Genomic DNA, 26,315 nt, shown 5'->3' on the forward strand with positions numbered 1-26,315 from the left:
AATAAACGCTCTGGATACTCTCAGGAGGACGGGAGTTGACTTTCGCCGGCCTGCTTCAGCGCGGCCTCCAGGATCTCCGCGCCCTCCTCCGCCTCGGACACCGTCAGGGTCAGCGGCGGCGCGATGCGCAGGGCGTCGCCCGCCCGGCCGCCCTTGCCGATGAGGAGGCCGCCTTCGCGGGCGGCTTCGAGGACGAGGCCGGCGGTGGCGGCGTCGGCGAGTTCGATACCGAGCATGAGGCCGCGGCCGCGCACCTCGCGTACGGCGGGGTTGCCGGCGGCGATGGCTTCGAGGCGGGACCTGAGGAGGCCGCCGACGCGGCGGGCGTTGCCCTGGAGATCGTGGTCGAGAAGGTACTGGAGGTTGGCCAGGGCACCGGCCGTGGTGATGGGACTGCCGCCGAAGGTGGAGATGGAGTTGGCGGTCAGGCAGTTCATGACCTCGGCGCGGGCGACGACCCCGCCCATGGACAGCCCGTTGCCGATGCCCTTGGCGAAGGTGAGGATGTCGGGCGGCCCGGACCGGCCGTGGGCCTGCCAGCCCCAGAAGTGCTCGCCGGTACGGCCCCAGCCGGTCTGGACCTCGTCGGTGATCCAGAGGATCCCGTGCCGGTCCAGGACTTCCTTGAAGGCGGCAAGCAGCCCGTCCGGGCCCGAGGTGAAGCCGCCGACGCCCTGGATGGGCTCGGCGATCAGCGCGGCGACCTGACCGTTGGCCTGGCCGAGGATGTCTTCGAGATCGGCGACGCAGGCGGCGGTGAACTCGGCATCGGAGAGATGGGCGTAGGGGCCGCGCGTGCGGACACCGCCGTGGACGTACAGGGTCTGCAGGGGCGAGAGGCTGGTCGGGGACCAGGCGGTGTTGCCGGTGATGCCGATCGCGGTGAAGGAACGGCCGTGGTAGCTGTTGCGCAGCGCGAGGATCTGATTGGAACGGCGGTATGTCGTGGCCAGGAGGAGCGCGGTGTCGTTGGCCTCGGTGCCCGAGGTGGTGAAGAAGACCCGGGCGTCCGGGATGCCGGACAGGCGGGCGATGCGCTCGGCGAGGTCGACGGCCTGGCGGCTCAGGTAGAGGGTGCTCGTGTGCAGGATCCGGCCGGCCTGCTCGCGCACGGCCGCCGTGACCTCCGGGAGCGCGTGGGCGGTGATGGTGGTCAGGATGCCGCCGAAGAAGTCCAGGTAGCGGTTGCCCTGGGCGTCCCAGACATGGCGGCCCTCACCATGGGTCAGCTCGATGGGCTGCTGGTAGTAGGTGGCAAGCCAGTCGGGCATGACGGCCTGGTGGCGGGCGTGCAGCGCACTGTGGACGTTCTCCGTGACGGTGCCCATGTCTCGCTCCTCCGCGTTACGGGTGCTTCGGCCGGCTACGACGGTAATCCCGTCCTGGGGCCGCTGTTCCGGGATTACCGTCGTACTCCCGCGTGGCTACGCCTGGGTCAGGGGGGCGTACGCGTCCGGGCGGCGGTCCCGGTAGAAGGCCCACTGCTGGCGGACCTCGGTGATCTTGTCGAAGTCCAGGTCGCGGACGACGAGTTCCTCGTCCTTACCGGAGGCCACCTCGCCGACGAACTGGCCGCGCGGGTCGACGAAGTAGCTCGTGCCGTAGAAGTCGTTGTCGCCGTACTCCTCCACGCCGACGCGGTTGATCGCGGCGATGAAGTACTCGTTCGCGACGGCGGCCGCGGGCTGCTCCAGCTGCCAGAGGTAGGAGGACAGGCCTCTGTGGGTGGCGCTCGGGTTGTAGACCAGTTGGGCGCCGGCCAGGCCCAGGGCTCGCCAGCCCTCGGGGAAGTGGCGGTCGTAGCAGATGTAGACGCCGACCTTGCCGACGGCGGTGTCGAAGACGGGCCAGCCCAGGTTGCCCGGCTTGAAGTAGAACTTCTCCCAGAAGCCGTGGACCTGGGGGATGTGGTGCTTGCGGTACTTGCCCAGGTAGGTGCCGTCGGCGTCGATGACGGCGGCGGTGTTGTAGTAGAAGCCGTCCTGCTCGATCTCGTAGACGGGGACGACGATGACCATGCCGGTCTCGCGGGCGAGCGCCCGCATGCGCTGGACGGTCGGCCCGTCGGGGACGGGCTCGGCCCACTTGTAGTGCTCGGCCTCCTGCACCTGGCAGAAGTAGGGGGCGTTGAAGACCTCCTGGAAGCCGATGATCCTGGCGCCGTCTGCGGCAGCAGCGCGGGCGTGCTCCTCGTGCTTGGCGATCATGGATTCGGTGTCGCCGGTCCAGGTGGCCTGGACGAGCGCGGCACGTACGACATTGGGCATGAGCGGCTCAGCTCCTTAGTACGGGAGGCCCTGGAAGACCCTGGGGGACCCAGGGAGCCCCTCCCCCACTGTGGCCTTGCCGCGCCCGTTACTCCAAGGGGACCGACCGAAGGCGATCACATTTAGCGGTCCGGGAGACCCGCACGGCGCAAAGCGGCTGCCACATCCCGGCGGCGGGAGCCGGAATGCAGGCCGGCGGCGTCCAGGAGCGGCCCGGCCAGTTCGCGGCGTTCGTAGACGATTTCGGCGGCGTCCTCCGGGGTTCGGGCGCGGACGACGGCGACCAGGAGGGTGACGGCCTCGGAGCGGTGGCCGGTGTCGACCAGGGCGGCGGCGGTGAGGGCGACGTCGGCGGCGGGGCGGGCGGCGGCCTGGTTGAGAAGAGTGCGGCAGTCGTCCTGGCGGCCGGACTCGGCGAGGGCGGCGGCCGCGGCGGCAAGGCGCGGCGGGTTCTGGGCGGCAACCTCCCACAGGAGGGTCCCGACGTCGGCGGCGAGGCCGCTCTGCTCCATGGCGGCGGCCAGCAGGGGCAGCTGCTCGGCGGGGGCGGCGGCGGCCTCGCTCATCAGGACGTACACCTCGCCGCTGCGGCCGCCACGGCGCAGCTCGGTGAGCCGGGCGGCGGTCTGCTGGGCCGCCACGCGGTGCGCCTGCCGCTCCTGGGCCACCCGGGCCTCGGCGGCGCGCCGCTCCTCCTTGCGCCCACTCGGGGCCTCGGGCGCCCCGGCGAAGCGGGCACCGCGCGCCACCCGTGCGGTGGGGGCCTCGGGCTCCGGCGCTGCCGCCGGGGTCGGCGTCTCGGGCGCCCCTGCGAAGCGCGCGCCCCCGTAGCGGGCGCCGCCGCGCGGGCGGTCCCGCTTCGTGCGGCGCGCCGGCTCGGGCTCGGGCTCCGGCTCCGGCGGGGCGGCGGGTACGGCGGCGGGAGCCTCTTCGGTGCGCGGGGCGGGGACCCTCGCAGTCGGGGCCGGTTCGGGATCGCGGAACCAGTCGTCCGGGGCCGGGGCTTGGGCGGCGTTCGTCGGAGCGGGCAGGGCCGGGGCGGGCAGTACGGGGGCAGGCAGGGCGTCGAGGCGGCCCTGCAGCTCCAGGCAGCGGGCGGTGGCCCGCTCACGGTCGTCCCGGGCCCAGGCCAGGTCGTTGGGGTCGGCGGTGCCCTGCTGGACCGCGCGGGCGGTGTCGCGCTCGTGCAGCATCGCGTACTGCCGTTCGCGCTGCATCGCGTCGAGCCGCGCGCGCAGCGTCTGTTCGGCTCCGGGCGCCGCGTCGAGTTCGGCCACGGCGGCGGTGTACAGCCGCTCCGCCAGTGCCAGCCCCTCCCCGGAGACCGGTCTGCCGTGCAGGGCGGCCACATCGTGGAGGACGGCCAGCAGCACGTCCCAGGGCGTCACGTCGGCGCCGTCGAGATACGCCTGTACGCCCTCCGGGTCGCGGGAGGCGAAGACTCCGTACCAGCCGGGCGTGTCGCCCACCGCGGCAACGAGCGAGCGGAAGTAGAGCGTGAACTCCGCCACCGCACCGCCTGTGGCATCACCGAGTCCCGCGCGCGCCCTGCGCTCCACGGTCGCTCCTCCCTGTCCGCCGCGCGAGGGCGGCGGAAGCGTGTGGTCCGCCTGGCATTCGACACCAGCGGTGTTACGGAGTGGCTACGGGGAGTTTTCAGTAGGGGCACGGTGACGGCGGGTCGAACATCACGTGCGCGGCAGGTGCCCCGTCTCCGCGTGCCAGCGCCCGCGCGCGGCGTCGAGTTCGGCCCGTGCGGCGGGGAGGCGGTCGTCCGCGCTGTGGCGGGCGGTCACGCGCGCGAGCGCTTCCCGGGCGGCCTCCTGGGAGAGGGTGTTGGCGCGGGCGTGTATGAGCTCGGTCTCGGTGTCGGCGATGAGGCCTTTGCGACGGGTCAGGAAGTCGTTCTCGTCGGCGACGGCGTTCTCGATGCGGACGGCGAAGCGGCGGACGGCGTCCTCGGGCTGGGTGCGGGGGTAGTGGACGTCGCGGACGCGGCCGTTGGGGCGGGTGACCTTTATGTAGTACTTGTGCCGGGAGGACTCGAAGCGGACCTTGAGCCCGGCGAGCGGGATGTCCTCGGAGCGGTGCCGGAGGACGTGCTGATAGAGCGTCAGTTCGCCGAGGGTCTGCTGTAGCTCGCCACGGCCGGGGTTCTGGAGCTCCTTCAGGCGCTGCTCGGCGCCGCGGATGCGCTCGCGGTAGCGGGTCTCCTCGCCGCGCACCTTGCCCTTGGCCTCGGACAGCTCGCGGCGGGCAGCCCGCTCCAGCTCGCGCACCCCGCGGCGGGCCTCGGCGAGGTCGCGCCGCTCGGCGGCGTACGCGTCCCCGAAGGCGTAGGCCCAGCCGCCGGGGTAGGCGTGGAGCCGCCAGCCGATGTAGGCGGCGCCACCGAGGAGGACGAGCAGCACCCAGACGGTGGCGGCCATGACTGGTCCTTTCTGCCGGGTCTCCGTGGGGGAAGGAGCGGTGGCTGGCGCCTGCGATTGCAAGGCGGAGGAGGGAAGCGACGCGGAGCGTCGTTGACTGACGACAACGCCGCCAGCGCTGGTGCCAGACACCGCGACGCCACGGAGACCCGGCAGAAGGGACCTAGGGCGTACCGCTGGCTTGGACGACCTGCGCGGAGCCACCACCCCGGCGGACCGGCTCGGCGGCGGCGAGCCAGCGGCCGTCGGGGAGGCGCTGGATGCCGGTGGCGGCGCCGATCTCGGCGGGTGCGGCGAAGACATGGCCGAGGGCGGCGAGCGTGGCGGCGGCAGGGGTGCCGAGGAAGGCGGCTTCGACGCTGGTGGCGGCGGTGTTGCGCTGGCTGGCGCGGGGGACGGCGATGGCGTCCTCAAGGGAGAGGCCGCGGTCGACGTGCTCGGTGAGGACCTGCAGGACGGTGGTGATGATGGTGGAGCCGCCCGGGGAGCCGAGTGCGAAGGCCACGCGGCCGTTCTTCAGCACGATGGTCGGGGAGATGGAGGAGCGGGGGCGCTTGCCGGGGCCGGGGAGGTTGGGGTCGTGGACGGTGGCGCTGGCGGGGACGAAGGAGAAGTCGGTCAGTTCGTTGTTGAGCAGGAAGCCGCGGCCGGGGACGGTGATGCCGCTGCCGCCGGTCTGCTCGATGGTCAGGGTGTAGGAGACGACGTTGCCCCACTTGTCGGCCACGGTGAGGTGGGTGGTGTTCTCGCCCTCGTACGTCGTCGGGGCGGCGTCGCCCGAGGTGGCGCAGGCGGCCGGGTTCGCGGGGTCGCCGGGGGCCAGCGGGCTGGTGAGGACGGCGTCGTCCTTGATGAGGCAGGCACGGGAGTCGGCGTAGGACTGGGAGAGCAGTCCGGCGGTCGGGACGTTCTCGAAGGCCGGGTCGCCGACCCAGCGGCCGCGGTCGGCGAAGGCGATGCGGCTGGCTTCGAGGTAGCGGTGCAGGTACTGGGCGTCGGTCAGCTTGGAGAGGTCGGTGCCCTCCAGGATGTTGAGCGCCTCGCCGACCGTTGTGCCGCCGGAGGAGGAGGGGGCGATGCCGTAGACGTCCAGGCCCCGGTAGGAGATCTTGGTGGGCGCCTGCTGCTTGGCCTTGTACGCCTTCAGGTCCGAGGCCTTCAGATCGCCGGTGCGCACGACGCGGGTCGAGGTCGGGCTGACCGGCGGATTGCGGACGGTGCTGATGATGTCGGCGCCGATGTCGCCGTCGTAGACCGCCTTGACGCCCTTGCGTCCCAACTCCTCGTAGGTGGCGGCGAGGTCGGGGTTGGTGAAGGTGGAGCCGACCACCGGGAGCGCCCCGCCGGGGAGGAAGAGCTTCGCGGTGTCGGGGAAGTCGGCGAAGCGGGCCTGGTTGGCGCTGGTCTGGTCGCGGAAGGTCGCGTCGACGGTGAAGCCGTCGCGGGCGATGTGCTCGGCGGGCTTCAGCACCTGCTTCAGGGACTTCGAGCCCCAGGTGCTCAGCGCCGTCGACCAGGTGGCGGGCGTGCCGGGGACGCCTACGCTCAGGCCGCTGGTGACGGCGTCGGCGAAGGGAATGGCCTGGCCGTTCTCGACGAAGAGCTGGTCGGTGGCGGAGGCGGGGGCGGTCTCGCGGCCGTCGATCGTGGAGACCTTGTGGGTCCTGGCGTTGTAGTAGACGAAGTAGCCGCCACCGCCGATGCCGGAGGAGTACGGCTCCGTCACGCCGAGCGCGGCGGCGGTGGCCACGGCCGCGTCGACCGCGTTGCCGCCGTGCTTGAGCACCTCGATGCCCGCGGCGGAGGCGTCCACGTCCACGCTGGCGACGGCTCCGCCGTAGCCGACGGCCACCGGGACCTTGGCGGGGGCCGGCTGTACCGCCTGAGCCGTCGGGGGTGCGGCGGCCACCGAGACAAGAGCCGCACCGACAGCCAACAGCGACACACTGCGACGACGCATACGTGGACCTCCACCTGGGCGACCGCGGACCGTGCCCCGCAGCGTATCGGGATCACGCCCAACTCGTCAGGAGCACGTCAGTGCGAATACCCCGGACAGCGCTACCATTCGCGCCCATGAGCGACGACCTGCGCAACATCATCCTGGGCCTGGCCGCGACCGCCATCAGCGCCGCACTCGGCTGGTTCGTCCGCACCTACCTCTGGCGGCGCAGACTCGGCCACCAGCAGCGCTTCTTCGGGCTGCCCACCGGCTCCGAGTGCCTGCTGGTGGTCAACCGCGACCCGGGATCGCGGGATTGGAGCGTGGCGCGCAACGACGTGTTCGCGCTGATCGAGCTGGCCTCGATCGTCAAGGACTGCCGGGCGCACGCCGAGATCCTGCCGCACGACACGGCGTGGCAGGGCTTCGGGGCGCGTACGGAGTTCTGCATAGGCGGGCCGGTGTCCAACCAGCGGATGGCGGCCCATCTGCGCACCATGCTGCCCGGCGTCGAGGTCAACCCCGACAACCTCGGCCCGGACCGGGGCGCGCTCACCATCGCCGGGGAGACCTACCGGCTGGACAAGGGGTCGGTGGAGTACGTACTGCTGGCGCGTCTGGCCGCCGACGAGAACACCGGGAACAGCCGGCCGGTCTTTCTCTCCTCCGGCCAGACGGCGATCACCAATCAGGCGGCCGTGCGCTATCTGGTCCGCCACCACACGCGGCTGGCCCGCAAGTACGGGGGCGACGGCTCGTTCTGCCTGCTGCTGAAGGTGATCAATTCGACGGCGTACGGCCCGGACGTGGTGGAGGTCGTCGCCGATGTCACCCGCCCGGCATCCACACCGGTCAGTCGTCCGGCCATCGCGACGGCAGAATGACCGCGTGAGCGAACCACAGATCAGCTTCTGGAGATCGCCCTGGCTGCGCCCGATGGCGGCCCGGGACCCGGCGGAGCCGCACCGCGCCGCGACGCCGCTGGAGCTGCTGTTCGACCTGTGTTTCGTGGTGGCCGTGGCCCAGGTCGCAGCCCAGCTGCACCACGCGCTGTCCGCCGGCCATGTGTCGTCCGGGCTGGTCAGCTATCTGATGGTCTTCTTCGCCATCTGGTGGGCCTGGATGGGGTTCACATGGTTCGCCTCCGCGTACGACATCGATGACGTCCCTTACCGGCTGACCACGTTCGTGCAGATCACCGGCATCCTGATGCTGGCCGCCGGGGTGCCGCGCGCCTTCGCCGAGCACGACTTCACGCTGCCGGTGATCGGCTATGTCGTCATGCGCACCGGGCTGGTGTCGCAGTGGCTGCGGGCCGCCCGCTCCCATCCGGAGGGGCGGGCCACGGCGCTGCGCTACGCCGCCGGGATCGTCGTCATCCAGTGCGCGTGGGTCGGCTGGCTCTTCGTGCCGGACGGGTGGCGGACGGCGACCTTCGTGGCCCTGGGCATCCTGGACGTCTGCGTACCGATCATCGCCGAGGCCTCCTGGCAGACGCCGTGGCATCCGCACCACATCGCGGAGCGGTACAGCCTGTTCACCCTCATCGTTCTGGGCGAGTCGGTGCTCGCGGCGACCCTGGCGGTGCAGCAGGCGCTGGACGAACGGGAGACGCCGCTCGCGCTGTTCGGTGTGGCCGGGGGCGGGCTGCTGATCGTCTTCTCCGTGTGGTGGCTGTACTTCGCCAAGCCGGCCGCCCAGTTCCTGACCTCCAACCGGGTGAGCATTCCCTGGGGATACGGCCACTACCTGGTCTTCGCCTCGGTGGCGGCGGTGGGCGCGGGCCTGGCGGTCAACATCGACTACGCCACCCACCACGCCCACCTCTCGCACGCCGCCGCAGGGGCCGCCGTGACCGTGCCCGTCGCGGTGTTCCTTCTCGTCCTGTACGTCCTGCACGTCCGGCCGCACCATGTGAGCCTCGCGCACGCGCTGCTCATCCCGGGCACCGCCGTCCTGGTGCTCGCCGTGACCTTCACCGGCATTCCGGTGCTGGCGACCGGGCTGCTGCTGGCGGCCCTGGTCGCGGTCTCGGTGGTGGTCAGCCGGCCTGCCTGACGCACAGCAGCCGGTCCAGGACGGCCGCCGCCATCGCCTGCTCCCCCAGCGCGTTGGGGTGCGCGGGGGCGGCGGGCGAGGCCGGGGCCAGCGGCTCGATCCAGCGCACGCCGGGGGCGGTGCACATGTCGTGGCCGATGGTCGGGGCGTAGGTGTCCACGTAGGTGGCGTGGGCGGCGCGCGCCTGCCGGGCGAGCATCGCGTTGAGCTTCTTCTCGGTGTCGCGCAGGTACGCGAAGTCGCCGTCGGCGAACGGGACGGCGGGGCGGCAGCCGACGCCGCTGTCGGGCAGCAGGTCCGGGTAGCCGACCACGACGACGTCGGCATGCGGGGCGCGCTTGTGGATGCCCGCGAGGACCGCCGCGATCTTGGGCGCGGTCTGGGCGATGCTCGCCTCCAGCTGATCCGTACCGCTCGCGTTGTAGTACGCCCGGCAGGGGCTGCCGGTGGGGGCGGTGGCGGCCACGTAGGCGCACGTACCGATGATGGTGCCGAAGCCGATGTCGTTGCCGCCGATCTGAAGGGTGACCAGGTCGGCGCTCTTCGTCACGGCGTCCAGCTGCGGTGGGTTGGTGCCCTGGGCCTGCCACATCTGGGCGGTGGTGGCGCCGGCGCAGCTCACGTCGGTGAGGGCGGTGCGTCGCAGCCGCGCGGTGACCAGGTTGGGGTAGTTGCTGCTGGACCGGGCGCAGTTGGCGTCGACCTGGACCGGGATGACCGGTCCTGAGGTGTACGAGTCGCCGAGTGCGACGTAGTCGCGGGCACCGTGTGAGCCCGGAGAACCCTGCGAGCCGTGCGCGGCGGCCGGGAGGGCGGTGCCGGCGGTGAGGGCGATCGCGGCGCCGAAGGCGGCGGCCCCCCGAACGAGCATACGTCTGCGCATGATTGTTCCCCCCTGTGGCCTGTGTCCTCGTTGACGTGATCAGATTCGGGGCGCCGGAGACGACTGTCAATGACTTGGACGGCGGAACGTTACTCCCGCGTAGCACCCGGCATGACGAAGCCCCCGGGCCGTCGGACCCGGGGGCTTCAGCAATCGAACAACCGTCAGGAGCTGGTGGGCGCCGGGCTGGCGCCGCCCTGGCCGCCGCCGCCGAAGCCGCAGCCGCCCTGGCCGCCACCCTGGCCGCCCTGACCACCCTGGCCGCCGCCGGGGGCGCCGGAGGGGGCACCGGAGGGGGCGGCACCGGTCGGCATGCCGGAGGCGTTGCCGGTGGGCGCGCCGGACGGCGCGCCGCTCATGTTGCCGGTCGGTGCGCCGGACGGCGCGCCGGAGCCGCCCTGGCCGCCGCCGGGGCCGCCGGAGGGACAGGCGGTGCTGTTGCCGCCGGCGCCGGTGCCGCTGCTGGACGAGGAGTCCGATCCGCAGCCGGCCAGCAACAGGGTCGAGGCGGCCAGCAGTACGACGGCTGCGGGTGCCGTCCGGCGGCGGATCCTCAGGACACGAGTCATGGGTCAGTAGCTCCTCAAGGTCCGGCGTACTCGACGCCAGGAGAGATCGGTTCACCCATGAGCCAAGCGGACCAGTCTGTGCCCCCACCATGCCCGTCCCATGGCAAACCTGTGGCTTGGGCAAAGGGATGGTCAAGGTGGTTTGAATGCGTGAAAGACCCTCAGACAGCAACGACCCGGGGAGCTCTCCGGGTCGTCGGGCTCAGCCGAGGACGCGGTGGACGAGGGTGTCCCGTTCCGGCTTGGGGATGGCGGTCCAGCGGGTCCCGCGGATCGCGCCCTCCAGGGCGAGCAGGGTGTGCGTGCAGGCGTCCTCCGGGAGCCCCTCCCGGATCTTCTCGAAGGCGCGGCCGGCGCCGAGCCGGCGCAGCTCGTCGGCGTCCGTCACACCGGCGCGGTGCAGGCGATCCGCGAGGACCGCTCCGATGTTCGGCATCTGCTGCAGGGAGTCCATGCGGCCATCATGCACCGCCGGACGGTCCGTCAGACCGCGATCTCGGCCCAGACACGCTTGCCGCCCGGGAGGAGTTCCGTACCCCAGCGGAAGGTGTACGCGGCGACCAGCTGCAGCCCGCGGCTGCTCTCGGCGGTGGTGGGGAACGGGCCGGTCAGGATCAGGCAGGGCAGCGAGCGCGAGCAGTCGCGTACCGAGATGTGCACCAGGGTCATTCTGCGCCACAGGGTCAGGCCTATCTGGCGGCCGCCGGCATGGCGCACCGCGTTGGTCACGAGCTCGGCGAGCACGACGCTCGCCGTCTCCAGGAGATGCCCCAGGCCCCACACGTCCAGGGTCGCGGCGAGGATCCGGCGGGCCTGCCGGGGAGCCTGTTCGTCGCAGGGCAGGAACACCTCGCCGACCAGCAGGGTGGTCGGCGGGTAGTCCACGGGTTCGATGTGCTCGACGGAGGCGAGGGCGGTGCCGGCGACCGGTTCGGGGCGGGCTTGCGGGGGTAGTTCTTCACCGGGCTGCTCTCCGGTATCTCGGAGGATTGGCGCCTGTGCGGCCAGGTTTTCACTCATTTGTCCACCTCATTGATGGTGCAGGTGGCGCTGAGCTTTCCGTGAAGACCCTGTGAAAGCGATACCCCCGCGCTATTCTCACGGCGATATACCTCCTGGTAACAAGTCCAGGGGCCGTCTGCGCGGGCGGGAGAGTTCACACATGTCCGGTCAGTCTTCGTCGTCCTCAGGCGACTCCGTCGAGATCCCCGATTGGGCCTGGCTCCGGGAAGAGATACGTGAGGCTCTGCGGAGCCGTGACGCGGGCGCCATCCTGCGCTTCGCCCAGCAGTACGGCGGTGCGAGCCAGTCACGGATAGCCGCCGCCACCGGGCTGTTGCAGGGGCGCGTCAACGAAATCGTGCGCAACCGCCGGGTGGTGGTCCGGATCGATGTCTTCGAACGCATCGCGGCCGGCCTGCGCATGCCGGACGACGCGCGGCTGCTCATGGGGCTCGCGCCGCTGCGCTTCAGCCAGTCCGGTCCGCAGGACCTGTTCGAACATCCGCAAGTGGCGGCGGTGGCCCGGACGAAGCCGGAGGCGTTCACCGAGATCCGTCAGGCGGCCGCGAGCGCGGGGGCGGTGGACGTGATCGGCGTACGGGCCCTGGGCATGGTCGCGATGGGGGATTCGCTGCTGCGGGGGCCGTTAACGAGGGTCGGCCGTGAATGCGAGCCCCTGCTGCGGGTGCTGATCCTGCACCACGAGAGCCCGGCGGTGTCCCGGATCGCCGAGGAGGTCGGCGAGACGCCGCGGTTCTTCTCCGCGAGCCTGCGCTTCGCGGAGGAACTGCTCGCCGAACTGGCCGAGGAGGGCACCCTCAAGATGGAGGTGTACCGTTACATGGCGCCGCCCGTATGGCGGATGATCCGGCTGGACGGCACGACCTTCGCCGCCGTCATCGGCGCGCGCAGCGACCCCAACTCGTCGCTGGTGTACCGGCTCTCCACGACCCCGCCGGGGTCCTTCGCGCACGGCTTCGAACGGCAATTCGAGGCGATGCGGGAGGGCGCGGAGCGGGTCATCTGACCCGCCGCCCGACGGTCGGACCTGCGAGCGGTCGAACTGCGAGCGGTCAGACCTCCGACGCCTCGGCGTACGCCTGCGACAGCTCCGGCGTACCGCTCTCCGCCCAGTCGTGGCCGATCGCCACCACGTCGATCTCCCGTCCGGAGCCGAGTGTCACCACCGGCTGCCCGTTCGGCCACACCTGCCAGGCGGCCCCCGGCACCGTGCGGATGATCACCGTGCCCAGGTACAGGCCCGCGTCATTGCCCAGCCAGGGCAGCTCCTCCGGGTCGTCGCGCCAGCTCGGCACCAGCTGGTCCAGCCGCCCCAACGACTCCGCCGTGTCATCGAGTTCGACCCCGGCAGCGGCGGCCCGCTCCCGCAACAGGCCGCACTCCGACAGCAGCTCCGCCACCCGCTCCTGGTCGTCCGCGCCAGTGCTGTACACGGCGATGCCGCGCGGGGTGCGGTGCCGTCTGAGCCAGCTGTCCAGGAACGGGAAGTCCATGCCGTCCAGCCTACGCAGCCTACGTGTGGATCTCGTACGCCTTGCGCAGCGTCTCGTGCACCGTCCATGTCGTCCGGTCGCCCTCGCGGAGCACGCCCACGACCCCCGGCGCCAGTTCCAGGGTCGGCCCGTCCTCGACCTCGACCGTGGCACGGCCGCTGACGACGACGAACATCTCGTCGGCCTCGACATCCGTCACGACGCCCGGTGTGATCTGCCAGATGCCCCGCAGACGGGTGCCGTCCGCCGACTCCCACAGCACCTTTCCGGTGACTTCGGGCTGCCCGGAGACGACCTGCGAGAGGTCCAGCGGCTCGGACTCCAGTTCGGCGTCGGGTACGCGGACCGCGAAGGAAGGGGACAGCTGATCGATGGCGCTCATGGACGCCGAGCGTAGGGGACGGAGCCGCCGGAAATCGAACGACACGTTGTATACGTTCTGTTGCCGCACAATACGTTACGTAAAGGTGCCCGGCAGATGAAGGGGCATGCGCATGAGCCATGTGCACCACGAGCGAGCGGCCGCGGACCGGGCGGTGGCGCTGCTGGCCGAACTGGCGGGCCGGGCGCCCCGGGTGGTGCGTCTGGGGCCCGGGGCCACGGACGCGGAGATCGACGGGTGGGGCGTGCCGTTGCCCGACGGCGTACGCCGCCTGGTGCGGGCCGTGCGGGCGTTCCGGATCGGGGCGGCCCGGGACGGCGAGTGGTACAGCCTCGCGCCCGAGCGGGGGCTGGCCTCGGGCGGCTGGGCGACGGGACCGCCGGGGTCGGCGCACGTGGTGCACGAGGCGGGCGGTGACCTGCTGTTCGTGGACGTGGACGGTACGAGCCGCGCCTGGGGGCCGGTGTTCGCGGCCACCGGGGTCTTCCACGAGACCTGGGCCTATGCCGCCCCCTCCCTGGTCGCGTGGGTGACCGGGCTGGCCCGCGCGGGGCTGGCCGCCGTACGGGCCAATGACGACGACGAAGCCCTGCTGGAGCGCCTCGCCGAGGCCTCGCGCGTCGTCTCCTACCGCCCCGACCTGCACGGCACGCCGGTCCCGCAGGCCCGCGCCGGCGCGGGCGCCGACCCCGAACTGGCCTCCGTGCTGGCCGCGCTTCCGGACGACGCCCTCGTCGTCGACCTGCGCGACGTCCCCGCCCCGGTCACCCTGCACCTGCCGTGCCCGCCCGCGCTGCGGGGCGGGCACGTGGAATTCCAGCGCCGGGCGGGCGGGCGCTTCGCGATCGGCTATCCGCGCACGCCGCTCGGGGCTCAGACGTCCAGGTCCACCACGACCGGGGCGTGATCTGACGCGCCCTTGCCCTTGCGCTCCTCACGGTCGACGTAGGCGTCACCCACGGCCTTGGTGAAGGGCTCGTTCGCGTAGACGAGGTCGATGCGCATGCCCCGGTTCTTGGGGAAGGCGAGCTGGCGGTAGTCCCAGTAGGTGTACGGGCGGTCGTACTTCAGCGGGCGCGGCACCACATCGCTGAGCCCCGCCTCGCGCAGCGCCGCCAGCGCGGCCCGCTCGGCCGGGGTGACATGGGTCAGGCCCTCGAAGACCGCAGGGTCGTAGACGTCCTCGTCCGCCGGCGCCACGTTGTAGTCGCCCAGGATCGCGAACGGGCGCTCCCCGGCGGCGTCCTCGGCCACGGCCGCCTTCAGCGCCTCGAACCAGCGCAGCTTGTACGCGTAGTGGTCGTGCTCGACCTCACGGCCGTTGGGCACGTAGACCGACCAGACCCGCACCGGGCCGCAGGTGGCGGACACGGCCCGCGGCTCGTCCGTGTCCTCGTACAGGGGGCCGCCGGGCAGACCCTTCACCACGTCCGCCAGGCCGACGCGGGACAGCAGCGCCACGCCGTTCCAGCGGCCGGTGGCGTTGACGGCCGCCTCGTAGCCGAGGGCGCGCAACTCGTCGAAGGGGAACTGCTCCTCGGAGCACTTGGTCTCCTGGACGCACAGCACGTCGGTGTTGCTGCTCTCCAGCCAGGCCAGCAGCCGGGGCAGGCGGGCGGTGATCGAGTTGACGTTCCATGTGGCGATGCGCATGCCCTCGAATGTACCGCCCGCCTCTGACAGCCGGGCTCAGGCGAGGTCGAGGCTCTCCCCGGGGGCCAGGCTGCCGTGCTCGGCGCCGCCGATGCCGGCCCCGTTGGGTCCCAGGCCGTTGTTGTAGACCATGTGGCCGATGTCCGTCAGCAGCCCGTCGTGCACGTCGATCGCCCGCTGCGGCTTGATCTCGCGTACGTAGTCGATCACCTCGCTGATCTTGCTCCACGGGGCGTGCACCGGCAGCAGCAGAGTGTCGACCGGACTGTCCGGCACGGTCAGCGCGTCGCCGGGGTGGAAGACGCTGCCGTCGACCAGGTAACCCACATTGGTGATGCGCGGGAGGTCCGGGTGGATCACGGCGTGCAGTTGGCCGTGGACCTGGATGTCGAACCCGGCGGCGGAGAAGGTGTCGCCCTCCCCCACCGTGTGCACCCGTCCCGGGAAGGCCGCCGAGACCAGGTCCGCGACGCTGCGCAGCGTCCAGATCTGCGCCCCGGGGTTCGCTTCGAGAGCGGCGCGCAGCCGGTCCTCGTTGAAGTGGTCCAGGTGCTCGTGCGTGACGAGGATCGCCTCGGCGCCGACCGCCGCGTCCTCCTCGCTGAAGGTCCCGGGGTCGATGACGAGCGTGCGCCCGTCCTTCTCCAGGCGGACGCAGGCGTGGCCTTTTTTGGTCAGCTTCATGCGTCCATGATGGCCGACCGGGGCCGCCGTGGTGATCGTCAGCGTGGTGCTGTTTCTTCCTGGATGACGCGCTGCGCCACCGCGAACGCGGAGTTCGCCGTCGGCACCCCGCAGTAGACGGCGGTGTGCAGCAGCACCTCCTTGATCTCGGCCGGGCTGAGCCCGTTGCGCAGGGCGGCCCGCGTATGGAAGGCCAGTTCGTCGTAGTGGCCCCGCGCGGCGAGGGCGGTGAGGGTGATGACGCTGCGCGTGCGGCGGTCCAGTCCCTCGCGGGTCCAGACCTCGCCCCAGGCGTAGCGGGTGATGAACTCCTGGAAGTCCTCGGTGAACTCGTCGGCGCGCTCGGCGGCCCGGTCGACATGCGCGTCGCCCAGCACCTCACGGCGCACCTTCATTCCCGCGTCGTACGGGTCCGGGCGGGTGCCCGCGGCCCGCGCGGGCGGCACGGCCGCGACGGGGGCGGGTGCCGGGGCGGGGACCGCCCCGGCGGCGGGCGCGGCGGGGGCGGCCGTCTCCGTCCAGTCGGCGCCGAACTGGCGTACGAGCAGATCGGTGACGGCGGCGGGCTGCTCCACCGGGACGAGGTGCGAGGCGCCCGGCACGATCGCGAGCCGGGCGTCGGGTATCCCGGCGACGAGCACGCGGGCGTCGGCCGGCGGGGTGACCGGGTCCTCCGCGCCGCCGAGGACGAGGGTCGGGACGGCGAATCCGCCCAGCTGTTCCCTCAGGTCGTGGGCGGCCAGGGCCTCGCAGGCGGCGATGTAGCAGCCGGGGTCGGTGGTGCGTACCATCTGCACCGCCCACTCGACAATGGCGCCTTGCGCAGTACGGAAAACGGGGGCGAACCAGCGCTCGGGCGTGCTCTGCGCGATCTGCTCCAGCCCGTTGGCCCGTACGATCACGCCGCGCTGGCGCCACTCGTCCGGGGTGCCGTAGCGGGCCGAGGACGAGATCAGCGCGAGGGATGCCAGCCGGTGCGGCGCGCGCAGCGCGAGCTGGGTGCCGATGGCGCCGCCGATGGAGCAGCCCGCGTAGCCGAAGGTGTCCACGCCGAGCCCGTCGAGGGTCGCGAGCAGCCGTTCGGTGAGTTCGGTGATGGAGGACGCCGGCCGGGCGGGGGCCGCGCCGTGACCGGGGAGGTCGTAGCGCAGGACACGCCATTGGCGCGCCAGGTCCGGCACCTGGCGGTCCCACATGTGCCATGTGGTACCGAGAGCTGGGCCCAGAACCAGGATCGGTGCGTCTTCTGGCCCGTCAAAGCGGTATGGCAGGGTCTCTTCCGTCGTCTCGCTCACCCGCCCGAGCCTCTCATCTGTCACAACAGCCCCTATGAGCGGGGCCCGGCTGTAGCTGTTTGACCAGGTAGAAGACCTCGCCCATCCTCCCGCCCCTCACTGGTCCGTCCTGCTCGGCGTCCTGCTGCGCCTCGCCCTCACCCGTGGCCGGCGTAGGCGACGGTCAGAACCGGGCCCGGATCGTCACTTGGGCGGTCCTCGGCGCAGCCGCCGTGCTGCTCGCCTGGGGGTACGCCGAGGCCTGCCGGGTGCCACGGGTGCGCCAGCTCGACGTACAACTCCCGTGCATGGGGGCCGGGTTGGACGGCATGCGCGTCGTCCTCATCACCGACACCCGCTACGGCCCTCTCGACCGCGCCTGCTGGTCGGCACGGGTCTGCGAGACGGTCAACACGCTGAAGGCCGATCTGGTCTGCCACACCGGAGACATCACGGACGGCACAGCCGAACGCCGCCACGCCCAGGCCGCCCCACTCGGCACCGTGCGAGCCACCCTGGCCCGGGTCTACGTCACCGGCAACCACGAGTACTACAGCGAGGCCCAGGGCTGGGTCGACCTGATGGACGAGCTGGGCTGGGAACCGCTGCGCAACCGCCATCTGCTGCTCGAACGCGGTGGCGACACCCTCGTGGTCGCCGGCGTGGATGACGTCACGGCCGAGTCCTCCGGCCTCGCCGGCCACGGCGCCCACCTCGCCGGAGCCCTGCACGGCGCCGACCCCGACCACCCCGTGCTGCTCCTGGCCCACCAGCCCAAGTTCGTCGACCGGGCAGCAGCCGCCGGCGTCGACCTCCAGCTCTCCGGCCACACCCACGGCGGCCAGATCTGGCCCTTCCACCACCTGGTCCGCATCGACCAGCCCGCCCTCGCCGGCCTCAGCCACCACGGCCCCCGCACCCTCCTCTACACCAGCCGCGGCACCGGCTTCTGGGGCCCGCCGTTCCGTGTCTTCGCCCCCAGCGAGATCACCCTGCTCGTACTCCGCTCCCCGCACCCGCCCCCCACGCCGTAGCGCTGGGCGGGCCGGCGGTTCCGCCTGGAGATGCTGCAGTGCGCCGGCACCCCGAAGAAGGGCTACGCATCCTGCAACGCCCTGCGCGTCACCAGCGGCACCACCGCCTTCCAGGAAGAGCAGGCGGCGAAGAAGGGCATCGCACCCCGGACCGTCCGGCCGAACGCCGCCGCGGACTCCCCCACCGGCTACGACCCCAGCGACCTGCAGTCGGCCCACGGCCTGACCTCCGCCGCCTCCGCCAGCTGCTCCGGCAGAACCATCGCCGTCGTCGACGCCTACGACGACCCGAACGCCGAGTCGGACCTGGCCAACACCCACGACAGTCAGGCTCTGATGCCCCTGTCCGGAGCCTCCCGCCGATCCGCTCCACCGCGGCCGCACCGACGCCGGTCGGCCAAGCTCCACGGGGCAAGGGCTGTGACTACTTCCACTTGCGCTGATGGCCGCACTGGCAAGGCATCACCCCCTACAGCGCTGACGGTGGACTATGGCCACTTCGTCTCGCAGATCAGGGTTGTGTGAACTACGTATTTACGCGGCCGACCTCGATCGTGTGTGGAGCGAGCCGAGATGTACGCGCTTTCGATGGCCCGTGGAGTGCCGGAGGCGAGGGAGTCGCCGGGAGAGGCCGCCGGCGCAGGCGATTCCCCGCCAGGGCAGAAACGACGGCACACACGCAGCGCGCGGCGTCCAGCGGCTCGTGCATGCCGGCCACCGTGCAGGCGAAGCCGGTGCCCTGCGAACCGGCACACCGCGTCATTCCGAAGGAATGCGAAACTCGAATTCGGGACGGTCCCACGGCACGGCGGGCGGGTTCGCAAACGCGGTCCCGGTCCGCACCGCACCCACACGGTGGTAGAAGTCCTCGGCGGGAAGATGCGACACGACCTTGAGACGGTCGAGCCCGGCGGCACGGGCCTCGGACTGCATGTGCGCCACGAGCAGCCGTCCAATACCCCGTCCTTGCGCTTCGTCGGCAACGAACAGCAGGTCGAGCTCCGGTGGAGCGAGGACGAGCGAGTAGAACCCGAGGACCCGGCCTCCATGCTCGTCGGCGCCGACGGCCACAAAAGCGCGGTGGGCCTCGATGTAATCAGGACCGACCCGGTAGCCCTCCACTGCGGCCGCGTACTTACCCTCGTAGGCGCCTGAGCCACGCACGAGCCGCGTGAGCCGTTTGGCATCCCGCGCGACGGCCCTCCGTATCGTGATCGACTGGCTGATCGGGGAAGTGCGTGAACTCATCGGGAGAGTATTTCGCACCGGGAAGTGCCTTCCTGCGGCGGGTCGGCTGCTCAGGCAGGCGTTCCTGCACCGCTCCCGGGAACCACTCGTGCGAGCGCAACCGATCTCACGCCGAAGCCGCGCCGGAGCGCTTCTGTGCGGCTTCGGCGTCTCACGGCTCCGCACGGAGGTCCCCGTCGGAACGGTTTCTGGCGGGCCTCACCGCCCCTATGTCCGACCAGCGGAAACGCGGCGATCACGTCCGGAAAGACAACAGCTTCTTACGCACCTCAACCACTTCACGGCCCGATGCCGACCTCGACGCAGGGAGATCGTGTGGAACCGATCCACGGCAGTAACCCGCTCACGCATCACGTGACAGGTGGCTCCGCTTCCGGAGGTGTCAACCGGTCCCTGCCGGTACGTGGTCGTCAGCATGGGCTGCGGCGACGCCTGCCCGGTCTTCCCCGGCAAGCGCTACCTCGAATGGACCCTGGACGGCCCCGCAGGCGAGACCGTCGACAACGTCCGCCCCATCCGCGACGACATCGAGCGCCGCGTCCGCGGCCACCTCGACGACCTCGGCGTCCCGGCAAAGCACTGACCGCAGACATTGCTACGACGGCCGGCCGGCGACTCGCCCTTCGGCGGCGTGCACAGCGACTGAGGCGACCGGGTTCCTTGCCGGGACGTATCGGCTGAACACAGCGCCGTGAGCGGTGCACACCGCTCCTGCCGACTGTCCCGGCCAACGCAGTGATCACGACATCACCCGGCCATGGCCGCGCATGCCTGCCTGGCCGTCCTGCATGCCCGAGAGCTGGACGCGGCCACAGGAGAAACGGCCGTGGGGCGGCAGGCGCAAGGGAGACCTGAAGCCTCCTCACTGGGTTGGAGTCGGGCGGTTCGGCCTCTTCGGAGGCCAGTACGCCCGTACCCTTCGTGGTGTCTACGGCGTCACATAACGGGCGCCAAACCAGTGGAGGCAACACCACGTGCTGATTGCTCAGCGTCCGTCCCTGACCGAAGAGGTCGTCGACGAGTTCCGCTCCCGGTTCGTGATCGAGCCCCTGGAGCCGGGCTTCGGCTACACCCTCGGCAACTCCCTGCGTCGCACGCTCCTCTCCTCGATCCCCGGCGCTGCTGTCACCAGCATCCGTATCGACGGCGTCTTGCACGAGTTCTCCACCGTGCCGGGCGTCAAGGAGGACGTCACCGACCTCATCCTCAACATCAAGCAGCTGGTGGTGAGCAGCGAGCAGGACGAGCCGGTCGTGATGTACCTGCGCAAGCAGGGCCCGGGTGTGGTCACCGCCGCCGACATCGCGCCCCCGGCCGGTGTCGAGGTGCACAACCCCGACCTCGTCCTCGCCACGCTCAACGGCAAGGGCAAACTGGAGATGGAGCTGATCGTCGAGCGCGGTCGCGGCTACGTCTCCGCTATCCAGAACAAGCAGGTCGGTCAGGAGATCGGGCGCATCCCGGTCGACTCGATCTACTCACCGGTGCTGAAAGTCACGTACAAGGTCGAGGCGACCCGTGTCGAGCAGCGCACCGACTTCGACAAGCTGATCGTCGACGTCGAGACCAAGCAGGCCATGCGTCCCCGTGACGCCATGGCGTCCGCCGGTAAGACCCTGGTCGAGCTGTTCGGTCTCGCTCGCGAGCTGAACATCGACGCCGAGGGCATCGATATGGGTCCGTCCCCGACGGATTCCGCCCTTGCCGCTGATCTCGCCCTGCCGATCGAGGAGCTCGAGCTCACCGTTCGGTCGTACAACTGCCTCAAGCGCGAGGGCGTCCACTCGGTGGGTGAGCTTCTGGCACGTTCCGAGGCGGACCTGATGGACATCCGCAACTTCGGTACGAAGTCGATCGAAGAGGTCAAGACGAAGCTGGCCGGACTGGGCCTGGGCCTCAAGGACAGCCCGCCCGGATTCCACCCCATGGCCGCGGTCGACAGCTTCGCCATCAACGACGCGGACACGAGGTTCGTCGAGACCGAGCAATACTGAACGGTGCGCCGCGCCGGTCGATCAGTCCTGGCCAGCTTCCGAGGATGGTGACGGGGCGGGACCGTCGCTGAGAATGGGCGGCAGGAACTGGGCATCGGCCCCGCCAAATGCGCACCGTGTCCACATGCATTCGCGTCTGCACGGCTATCCGGGCGTTGGAACACCCTCGGGCTGCCAGAAGCACGATGGTTGCCCGCTGCCGCGCCTGATGCGGGGTCTTGCGGCCGTAGGCCATCGTCTTCAGCCGGTGGCGCTCGGAAGCGGTCAGCACGACGGGCAGGGCGACACAGACAGGCACGACCATCGCGGCGAAGAGACCGATTTCTCTTCCAGGACAGGTACGGGGGCACCGACGGAACTACGCGACCAGCAGGTTCGCAGCCATGGCGATTGCCGCTGCCCGCGCTAAGCGGGGCTGTTTCCTGATCCGTAGCTCCGCTGATCCTGCGAGTTGGGGCGTCCCAGACAACCCCTGCAGTACGCAAGGCCGTTCCCGTCACCGGTCGGCTCTCCGCGCTTGCGGCGGAGTGTGACCACGCCCAGACCATCTCCCATGAGGCGAGCTGAGTGCTGCACTCGGCCGCCGGGCAGAGCCACAAGCAGGGGGTACTGCAGCTTTGGGCCGTCCACCAGGCGCTCCTTCCAAGACTTCGGACGATATCGAGTTACGTCGGTCTAATGCACAGGGTTTCGTCGGTGCACCGTACGGGGCGGCGGGCGGCACCTCGACCGGCCCAAAGCCGGTCAGCCTCGGAGCCAGGGACTTCTTAGTGCGTCGTGGCAAAGGGAGTCCCTGTTCGACGAGCAGGGGGCTTCTTCGTGTGCGGGGCGTGATCGCGGAGGGGTAGGGGCAGGCAGCGGACGGCTTGTTGTTGATCGAGGAGGGTGCGATGCCGTCGGTGCTGGGGTTGATGGAACGGCGTGAGGCGCAGGCGAGGCAGGATCTGGAGTCCTGGACGGAGGTTCTGGAGCAGGCTCAGGCGGAGGTGGATGCCGCGCGGGAGCGAGTCGAGCGGGCCCGGGTGGGGCGTGAGGAGCTCGTGTCGGTGCTGGCAGAGGAGATCCCGGTGAATACGCCGGTTTCCGTGCCTTCTGGTGGTGAGATGGCTGCCGCCGCTGGATCGAGCGGCTTGGGCGCGGGGCATGGCGAGAGGCCGCCGGCGTGGCGGTCGGGCACGGGCGAGGAGGTGCTCAGCGGCCTCTATCGGGAGGTGTTCGCCGCTGCGGTGGCTGCTTCGGGGCCGGTGAACGGGGTCGAGCTGACGCGGGCGGTGGGCCGGGAAGCGGAGATCAAGAACGAGGTGGAGAAGATCCGTCACCGTGCCTACGTGCTGGAGAAGCGGGGCTGGCTGCTGCGGGCGAAGGACGGACGGTTCACGCCCGCGCCCGGAACAGTCGGCCGGGGCGCTTCTCCGGCCAGCGCGGAGCGTCTGCGGCCAGGCGCCGGGACAGCCTGATCACGGCGGCCCACCACACCATCTGGGCGTGGTGGTCGAGGCGGCGATCGTGGTCGCGGTTGAGGCGGCGTGAGCGGGAGAGCCAGCTCAGCGTGCGCTCCACCACCCACCTGCGGGCCAGGACGACAAATTCACGTTGCCCGTCGGATCGGCGCACGACCTCGATCCGGACTCCGTGACGGGCGAACGCCTTCGCCAGCGCCGGCCCCTGGTAGGCACTGTCGGCCCACACCAGCTTCAACAGCCGGCCCGGCTGGTCCATGAATGTCTCCAGCAGCGCGGGGGCGGCCTTGGAGTCGTGCACATCGGCCGTGGTCACGGTCACCTCCAGGAGCAGGCCCTCGGTATCGGTCAGGATGTGGCGCTTGCGCCCGTCACGTGACTTGCCGCCGTCGTATCCGCGACTGTCCTCGCCGACGCTCTCGGAGGCGTCCACCGACTGACTGTCGATGATTCCCGCGCTGGGCTCGGCATTGCGGCCTGAGCGTTCCCTCGCCGTGCGGCGCAGGCGTTCGTGCAGTTCACGCACGTAGTCGCAGGCCCGCCAGCGGCGGAAGAAGTCGTAGACCGCCCGCCAGTGCGGGAAGTCGACCGGCATGGCCATCCACTTCACGCCGTTGTCGACCAGGTAACGCACAGCGTCGAGCATCTCGCGGTGGCAGTACGCCTCCGGACGCCCGCCCCGCTTGAGGAGCCAGGCCGGCACCGGCATCGCGGAGCGGACCTCGGCCCACTCCGCATCCGTCATGTCACTCGGATAGCAGCCTGCCCGCAGCCCCGGAGCGATCGAACCGAACCGGTGCACGTAGCAGTCACACCCAGGGGGTGAGCGCGGTGGACGCAGGCACAGTGGTACTGCTCAACTGATCAGGCAACGGGCTTCCTTGGTCGTGCTGGGTGTCGTAACCGCGTCACTACCAAGGGGCCCGTTCTTCCATGCCCACCGCCGCGCCCGCACCTCTGTCCAGATGATCACCCGCACCGCACACCTCGAACGAAATCCGGTTTGCCACAACGCACTCAGCCCGGCTGGGCGGACCTCAGCGCCGCCAGCAGCGAACGAGCGTCCCGGACCGTGGGATGGCCGTCACCGAGACGTACGGCGACCTCGTCCACGACGCGTTCGGCGTAAGCCGTTCCGCTTGTCCCGTCGTAGCCGAGCATGGCGTGGGAGACCTTGAGGCGCAGGGCCAGGGGGTGGTCCTCGCCGAGCCGGGAGCGCGCCTCCGCGGCGAAGGCGCCGCATTCCCGGCGTACCTGGTCGGTCGACTTCGAGCCGCCTTCGCGTTCCCAGGCGAGGACTTGGGCTTCGAGGTCCCGGGCCGCGGTGTCGGGGGTGCGGGCCTCGGGTGGTGTGTCACTGGTGTCGCCGCCAGTCGCCGGCCGTGCGGCGACCGTGGTGTCGTCCGGCCCCTCGAGCCGAGTGTGGACGAGCGTCTCGAAGCGGCGGGTGGCCGGGAGAGCGCCGTGCTCGCGGATGAGGGTCGTTACCTCGGCGGGCAGGGGCGGCGGGGCGCAGCGTTCCGCCTCCGGTCCGAGGGGTGCGCCCGCAGGTCCGACCGCGAGGGCCGCGGCGACCTCGGCGGGGGTCGGCCGCCGGGCCGGATCGGCCTGCAGACACGACCGCACCACCTGCTCCAGTTCGGCGGGCAGACCCCCCAGGTCGGGCGTGCCGTCGCAGATGTTGCTCATCACGGCGAGAACCTTCCTGCCCCAGGGAAGGCGCCCCAGGGCGAGGCGGGCGAGGAGCGTGCCGAGGGAGAACACGTCACTGGCCGGGGTGAACTGCTGGTGCTCCCGGATCTGTTCCGGCGAGGCGTAGGCGTACGTACCGGCGAACCCGCTCCGGGGCTCGGTCAGCCGCTCGATCTGCGCGATACCAAAGTCGATGACGCGGGGGCCGTCCTCGGTCAGCAGCACGTTCGCGGGTTTGAGGTCGAGATGCACGATGCCCTCGGCGTGAATGGCGCTGAGCGCGGAGGCAATGCCCGCACCGATGCCGCGGACGGTGGCGGTATCCAGGGCGCCGCACCGCTCGGCCACCTCCTGCAGCGAGGGCGCGGCCACGAACGGCACGGCCATCCAGGGGGTCTCGCCGCTGGTGTCGGCGGCGATCACGGGAACGGTGAACCGGCCGCTGACCCGCCGGGCCGCCTGCACCTCGTGCGTGAACCCAACTCGGATCGAGGAGTCGGCCGCGTACTCCGCGTGCAGGGTCTTGACCGCCACCATGACGCCGTCCGGATCCTGGCAGAGGTAGACGCGACCGAACCCGCCCTCCCCGACGCGCTCCAGGACCTCGTAGGGACCGAAGGCTGCCGGATCCTCCATCGTCCGCGCGGACGTGGCCCGCGCCACCTGCCGCCACTCCCCCAGGGCCTCGGCTTCGGCATGGACGTCCGTGGGACCACCCTGGGCACGCGCGGGGGCGGGTTCCGGCTCCGCCGGCTCGTCGTCCACCACGACGAGCGACACCGAATGGGCCGTGCCGTCCCGGAAGGAGTAAGCCTCCACGTTGACATTGCCGGCGCCCTCACTGGAGACGTAGACGCCGAGCAGCCCCAGCCGCTCGCACAGAGCGATCTCCTCGGGTATCGGCCGGCGGTCCGCACGGGCGAAGTAGAAGGCGCGGGCCTCGCACCCCTGGTCGGCCACGTGCTGGATCACGGTGCGCCACTGCGCGACGCTGACTCGGTGCGGTCGCGTGTCATCGGTATCACCGCTGACCGGGAAGACCCGGGCGATATGCCGGGCGCGGGCTTCGCGTGCCAGCAACCCGAAGGCCGTGGCGGGTGCCGCCTCCACCTGCCTGGCGAGCAGGGTTCCCGCCGTGTCGCCGATGTGCAATTCCGTCGTCCCGGCTGCCCGAGCGAGTCCATCGCGTTGCTGGGACAGCGTGTCGTACTCGGGAGAACCCGGGCCCTCTCCCCGTAGCTCCATGCACGCGAGCACTTTCCCGAAACAGACAACGGCTTCGGCCAGGCCTTCTGGGTCATCCGTCTGCATGGCCACCTTCGCCTGCGACACCAGCGCGCCGAGCGTCCGGTCACTGCCCGCGCCGTACAACTCCTCACATTTCTCCGCTATTTGACCGTACATGCGGGCGGCCCTCCGCAGGTCACCGCTCCGCTCGATCTCCGCGGCCGCCGCGACGAGCCCCTCCAGGCTGTCGTGCCCCCGCTCATGACCGAAGGGCAGCCCGCCGGCGAGTTCGGCATAACGCTGTCGGGCGATACCGGTGAGCCGGTGCTGCGAACCGAGCTCGCCCTCGGCGGTCTTCAGCATCCGGGTGAAGGTGCACAGCGCGGCCGCGTTGTCGCCGGCCTGCTGCTGCCAGTGGCCCATGTCGCAGAGCAGGTTGAGCGCGGCCTCGGTACGGTCCTCCTGCTCGGCCGAGCGGTGCATCTCATCGTAACGCCGTACGGCTTCCTCGGCCCGCCCTGCCCGGCCATGCCAGTGGGCGAGCTGGTGGCGGGCCAGGCCGGTGTCCTGATGCCGGGGCCCCTGGAGCCGCTCACGGTCGGAGAGGAGCTGCGCGAACAGCTGCACCGCGCCCTCCGGGTCGCCCGACTCCCCTGTCCAGTGGGCGAGTTGGTGCCGCAGGGCCAGGGTGTCGGGGTCGTCGGGCCCGGGCGCAGCCGTCGCACGAACGACCAGTTCGCGGTACCGCTTCACCGCCTTGCCGGGCCTGCCCTGCCGACCGTCCTGCTCGGCCGAGGCACTGCCCTCCCGCAACCGCGCGACCACCTCGGCCGCCGACTCACCGGACTCCGGAGTGCCGTTCCGTCGCTTGCCGATCCAACGCATACAGACCCCCCGGAGCTGTCGATCGGCCGACATCCCGCCCTGCAGGCAGACCGGATGAAGAGCCCGTACACGGCAAAGTACCGTTCCCACATAGTGAGCGGGAGTGGGTCGTAGATCC

The 26,315-nt window shown here is 71.0% G+C and carries 24 protein-coding genes and 2 pseudogenes; 9 read left to right on the forward strand and 17 right to left on the reverse strand.

Annotation, left to right across the window (positions count from 1 at the left end; translation table 11 throughout):
* Positions 1-20 precede the first annotated feature (20 nt).
* The 5 genes from OG607_RS08895 to ggt form a co-directional block, all read right to left on the reverse strand.
* Complete coding sequence (locus OG607_RS08895) at positions 21-1,328, reverse strand: aspartate aminotransferase family protein (protein WP_405720914.1); 1,308 nt, start codon at positions 1,326-1,328, stop codon at positions 21-23.
* 96 nt (positions 1,329-1,424) lie between these two features.
* Positions 1,425-2,267: a nitrilase-related carbon-nitrogen hydrolase gene (locus OG607_RS08900; RefSeq protein WP_405720917.1), complete on the reverse strand. Its 843-nt coding sequence runs from the start codon at positions 2,265-2,267 to the stop codon at positions 1,425-1,427.
* Between the two features lie 122 nt (positions 2,268-2,389).
* The gene (locus tag OG607_RS08905; protein ID WP_405720920.1) at positions 2,390-3,826 is read right to left on the reverse strand and encodes a hypothetical protein; all 1,437 of its coding nucleotides are present in this window, start codon (positions 3,824-3,826) and stop codon (positions 2,390-2,392) included.
* A 129-nt stretch (positions 3,827-3,955) separates the two neighbouring features.
* Positions 3,956-4,696 (reverse strand): hypothetical protein, encoded by a 741-nt coding sequence (locus OG607_RS08910; RefSeq protein ID WP_405720923.1) that lies wholly within the window; start codon positions 4,694-4,696, stop codon positions 3,956-3,958.
* Positions 4,697-4,859: 163 nt separating this feature from the next.
* The gene (ggt, locus tag OG607_RS08915; protein ID WP_405720925.1) at positions 4,860-6,656 is read right to left on the reverse strand and encodes a gamma-glutamyltransferase; all 1,797 of its coding nucleotides are present in this window, start codon (positions 6,654-6,656) and stop codon (positions 4,860-4,862) included.
* Between the two features lie 116 nt (positions 6,657-6,772).
* Between ggt and OG607_RS08920 the strand changes: the two genes are divergently transcribed.
* The gene (locus OG607_RS08920; RefSeq protein ID WP_405720928.1) at positions 6,773-7,522 is read left to right on the forward strand and encodes a hypothetical protein; all 750 of its coding nucleotides are present in this window, start codon (positions 6,773-6,775) and stop codon (positions 7,520-7,522) included.
* A gap of 4 nt (positions 7,523-7,526) precedes the next feature.
* Positions 7,527-8,696: a low temperature requirement protein A gene (locus tag OG607_RS08925; RefSeq protein WP_405720931.1), complete on the forward strand. Its 1,170-nt coding sequence runs from the start codon at positions 7,527-7,529 to the stop codon at positions 8,694-8,696.
* Here OG607_RS08925 and OG607_RS08930 read toward each other — a convergent pair.
* The 4 genes from OG607_RS08930 to OG607_RS08945 form a co-directional block, all read right to left on the reverse strand.
* The gene (locus OG607_RS08930; RefSeq protein ID WP_405720934.1) at positions 8,680-9,579 is read right to left on the reverse strand and encodes an SGNH/GDSL hydrolase family protein; all 900 of its coding nucleotides are present in this window, start codon (positions 9,577-9,579) and stop codon (positions 8,680-8,682) included. The genes OG607_RS08925 and OG607_RS08930 overlap by 17 nt on opposite strands.
* Positions 9,580-9,743: 164 nt before the next feature.
* Positions 9,744-10,148, reverse strand: a complete 405-nt coding sequence (locus OG607_RS08935; RefSeq protein ID WP_405720937.1) for a hypothetical protein — start codon at positions 10,146-10,148, stop codon at positions 9,744-9,746.
* Positions 10,149-10,350: 202 nt separating this feature from the next.
* Positions 10,351-10,602 carry a TfoX/Sxy family DNA transformation protein gene (locus OG607_RS08940; protein WP_405720940.1) on the reverse strand — a complete coding sequence of 84 codons (252 nt, stop codon included), beginning with the start codon at positions 10,600-10,602 and terminating at the stop codon, positions 10,351-10,353.
* A 29-nt stretch (positions 10,603-10,631) separates the two neighbouring features.
* The gene (locus OG607_RS08945; protein WP_405720943.1) at positions 10,632-11,168 is read right to left on the reverse strand and encodes an ATP-binding protein; all 537 of its coding nucleotides are present in this window, start codon (positions 11,166-11,168) and stop codon (positions 10,632-10,634) included.
* Between the two features lie 142 nt (positions 11,169-11,310).
* On the opposite strand from OG607_RS08945, the gene OG607_RS08950 reads away from it, so the two are divergent.
* The gene (locus tag OG607_RS08950) at positions 11,311-12,177 is read left to right on the forward strand and encodes an XRE family transcriptional regulator (RefSeq protein WP_405720946.1); all 867 of its coding nucleotides are present in this window, start codon (positions 11,311-11,313) and stop codon (positions 12,175-12,177) included.
* 46 nt (positions 12,178-12,223) lie between these two features.
* Here the strand turns inward: OG607_RS08950 and OG607_RS08955 are convergent, their stop codons facing one another.
* Positions 12,224-12,664, reverse strand: a complete 441-nt coding sequence (locus OG607_RS08955; RefSeq protein WP_405720949.1) for a DUF6278 family protein — start codon at positions 12,662-12,664, stop codon at positions 12,224-12,226.
* A gap of 19 nt (positions 12,665-12,683) precedes the next feature.
* Entirely contained in the window at positions 12,684-13,046 is a 363-nt protein-coding gene (locus tag OG607_RS08960) for a cupin domain-containing protein (protein WP_405720952.1), read from the reverse strand.
* 112 nt (positions 13,047-13,158) lie between these two features.
* Between OG607_RS08960 and OG607_RS08965 the strand changes: the two genes are divergently transcribed.
* Complete coding sequence (locus OG607_RS08965) at positions 13,159-13,953, forward strand: hypothetical protein (protein ID WP_405720955.1); 795 nt, start codon at positions 13,159-13,161, stop codon at positions 13,951-13,953.
* Here the strand turns inward: OG607_RS08965 and OG607_RS08970 are convergent.
* From OG607_RS08970 to pcaC, 3 genes are read right to left on the reverse strand one after another with little or no spacing between them, the layout of a single operon-like run.
* On the reverse strand, positions 13,920-14,699 hold the full coding sequence (locus tag OG607_RS08970; RefSeq protein WP_405720958.1) for an exodeoxyribonuclease III: 780 nt from the start codon (positions 14,697-14,699) through the stop codon (positions 13,920-13,922). The genes OG607_RS08965 and OG607_RS08970 overlap by 34 nt on opposite strands.
* 36 nt (positions 14,700-14,735) lie before the next feature.
* Positions 14,736-15,383 (reverse strand): MBL fold metallo-hydrolase, encoded by a 648-nt coding sequence (locus tag OG607_RS08975; protein WP_405720961.1) that lies wholly within the window; start codon positions 15,381-15,383, stop codon positions 14,736-14,738.
* Positions 15,384-15,421: 38 nt separating this feature from the next.
* Positions 15,422-16,678, reverse strand: coding sequence for a 4-carboxymuconolactone decarboxylase (gene pcaC / locus OG607_RS08980; protein WP_405720964.1), 1,257 nt, complete (start codon positions 16,676-16,678; stop codon positions 15,422-15,424).
* Positions 16,679-16,778: 100 nt separating this feature from the next.
* Here pcaC and OG607_RS08985 point away from each other — a divergent pair.
* Positions 16,779-17,691 (forward strand): annotated as a pseudogene (locus tag OG607_RS08985) (metallophosphoesterase); the annotation flags it as partial.
* A gap of 30 nt (positions 17,692-17,721) precedes the next feature.
* On the forward strand, positions 17,722-18,216 hold the full coding sequence (locus OG607_RS08990; protein ID WP_405720967.1) for a hypothetical protein: 495 nt from the start codon (positions 17,722-17,724) through the stop codon (positions 18,214-18,216).
* Positions 18,217-18,450: 234 nt separating this feature from the next.
* On the opposite strand, the gene OG607_RS08995 is transcribed toward OG607_RS08990, so the two are convergent.
* Positions 18,451-18,939 carry a GNAT family N-acetyltransferase gene (locus tag OG607_RS08995; protein WP_405720970.1) on the reverse strand — a complete coding sequence of 163 codons (489 nt, stop codon included), beginning with the start codon at positions 18,937-18,939 and terminating at the stop codon, positions 18,451-18,453.
* A 403-nt stretch (positions 18,940-19,342) separates the two neighbouring features.
* Between OG607_RS08995 and OG607_RS09000 the strand changes: the two are divergent.
* The 3 genes and pseudogenes from OG607_RS09000 to OG607_RS09010 all read left to right on the forward strand — a co-directional run.
* Positions 19,343-19,522, forward strand: a pseudogene (locus OG607_RS09000) (arsenate reductase ArsC); the annotation flags it as partial.
* Positions 19,523-19,913: 391 nt separating this feature from the next.
* On the forward strand, positions 19,914-20,933 hold the full coding sequence (locus OG607_RS09005) for a DNA-directed RNA polymerase subunit alpha (RefSeq protein ID WP_405720973.1): 1,020 nt from the start codon (positions 19,914-19,916) through the stop codon (positions 20,931-20,933).
* Positions 20,934-21,823: 890 nt separating this feature from the next.
* On the forward strand, positions 21,824-22,390 hold the full coding sequence (locus tag OG607_RS09010; protein WP_246340783.1) for a hypothetical protein: 567 nt from the start codon (positions 21,824-21,826) through the stop codon (positions 22,388-22,390).
* Here OG607_RS09010 and OG607_RS09015 read toward each other — a convergent pair.
* Together OG607_RS09015 and OG607_RS09020 are read right to left on the reverse strand one after the other, a co-directional pair.
* Positions 22,308-23,138 (reverse strand): IS5 family transposase, encoded by an 831-nt coding sequence (locus OG607_RS09015; protein ID WP_405720976.1) that lies wholly within the window; start codon positions 23,136-23,138, stop codon positions 22,308-22,310. The two genes, OG607_RS09010 and OG607_RS09015, sit on opposite strands and share 83 nt — an antisense overlap.
* Before the next feature lie 272 nt (positions 23,139-23,410).
* Positions 23,411-26,197, reverse strand: a complete 2,787-nt coding sequence (locus tag OG607_RS09020; RefSeq protein WP_405720977.1) for a protein kinase domain-containing protein — start codon at positions 26,195-26,197, stop codon at positions 23,411-23,413.
* Between the last annotated feature and the right edge of the window lie 118 nt (positions 26,198-26,315).

The sequence above is a fragment of the Streptomyces sp. NBC_01537 genome (assembly GCF_045040445.1).
GTDB lineage: Bacteria > Actinomycetota > Actinomycetes > Streptomycetales > Streptomycetaceae > Actinacidiphila.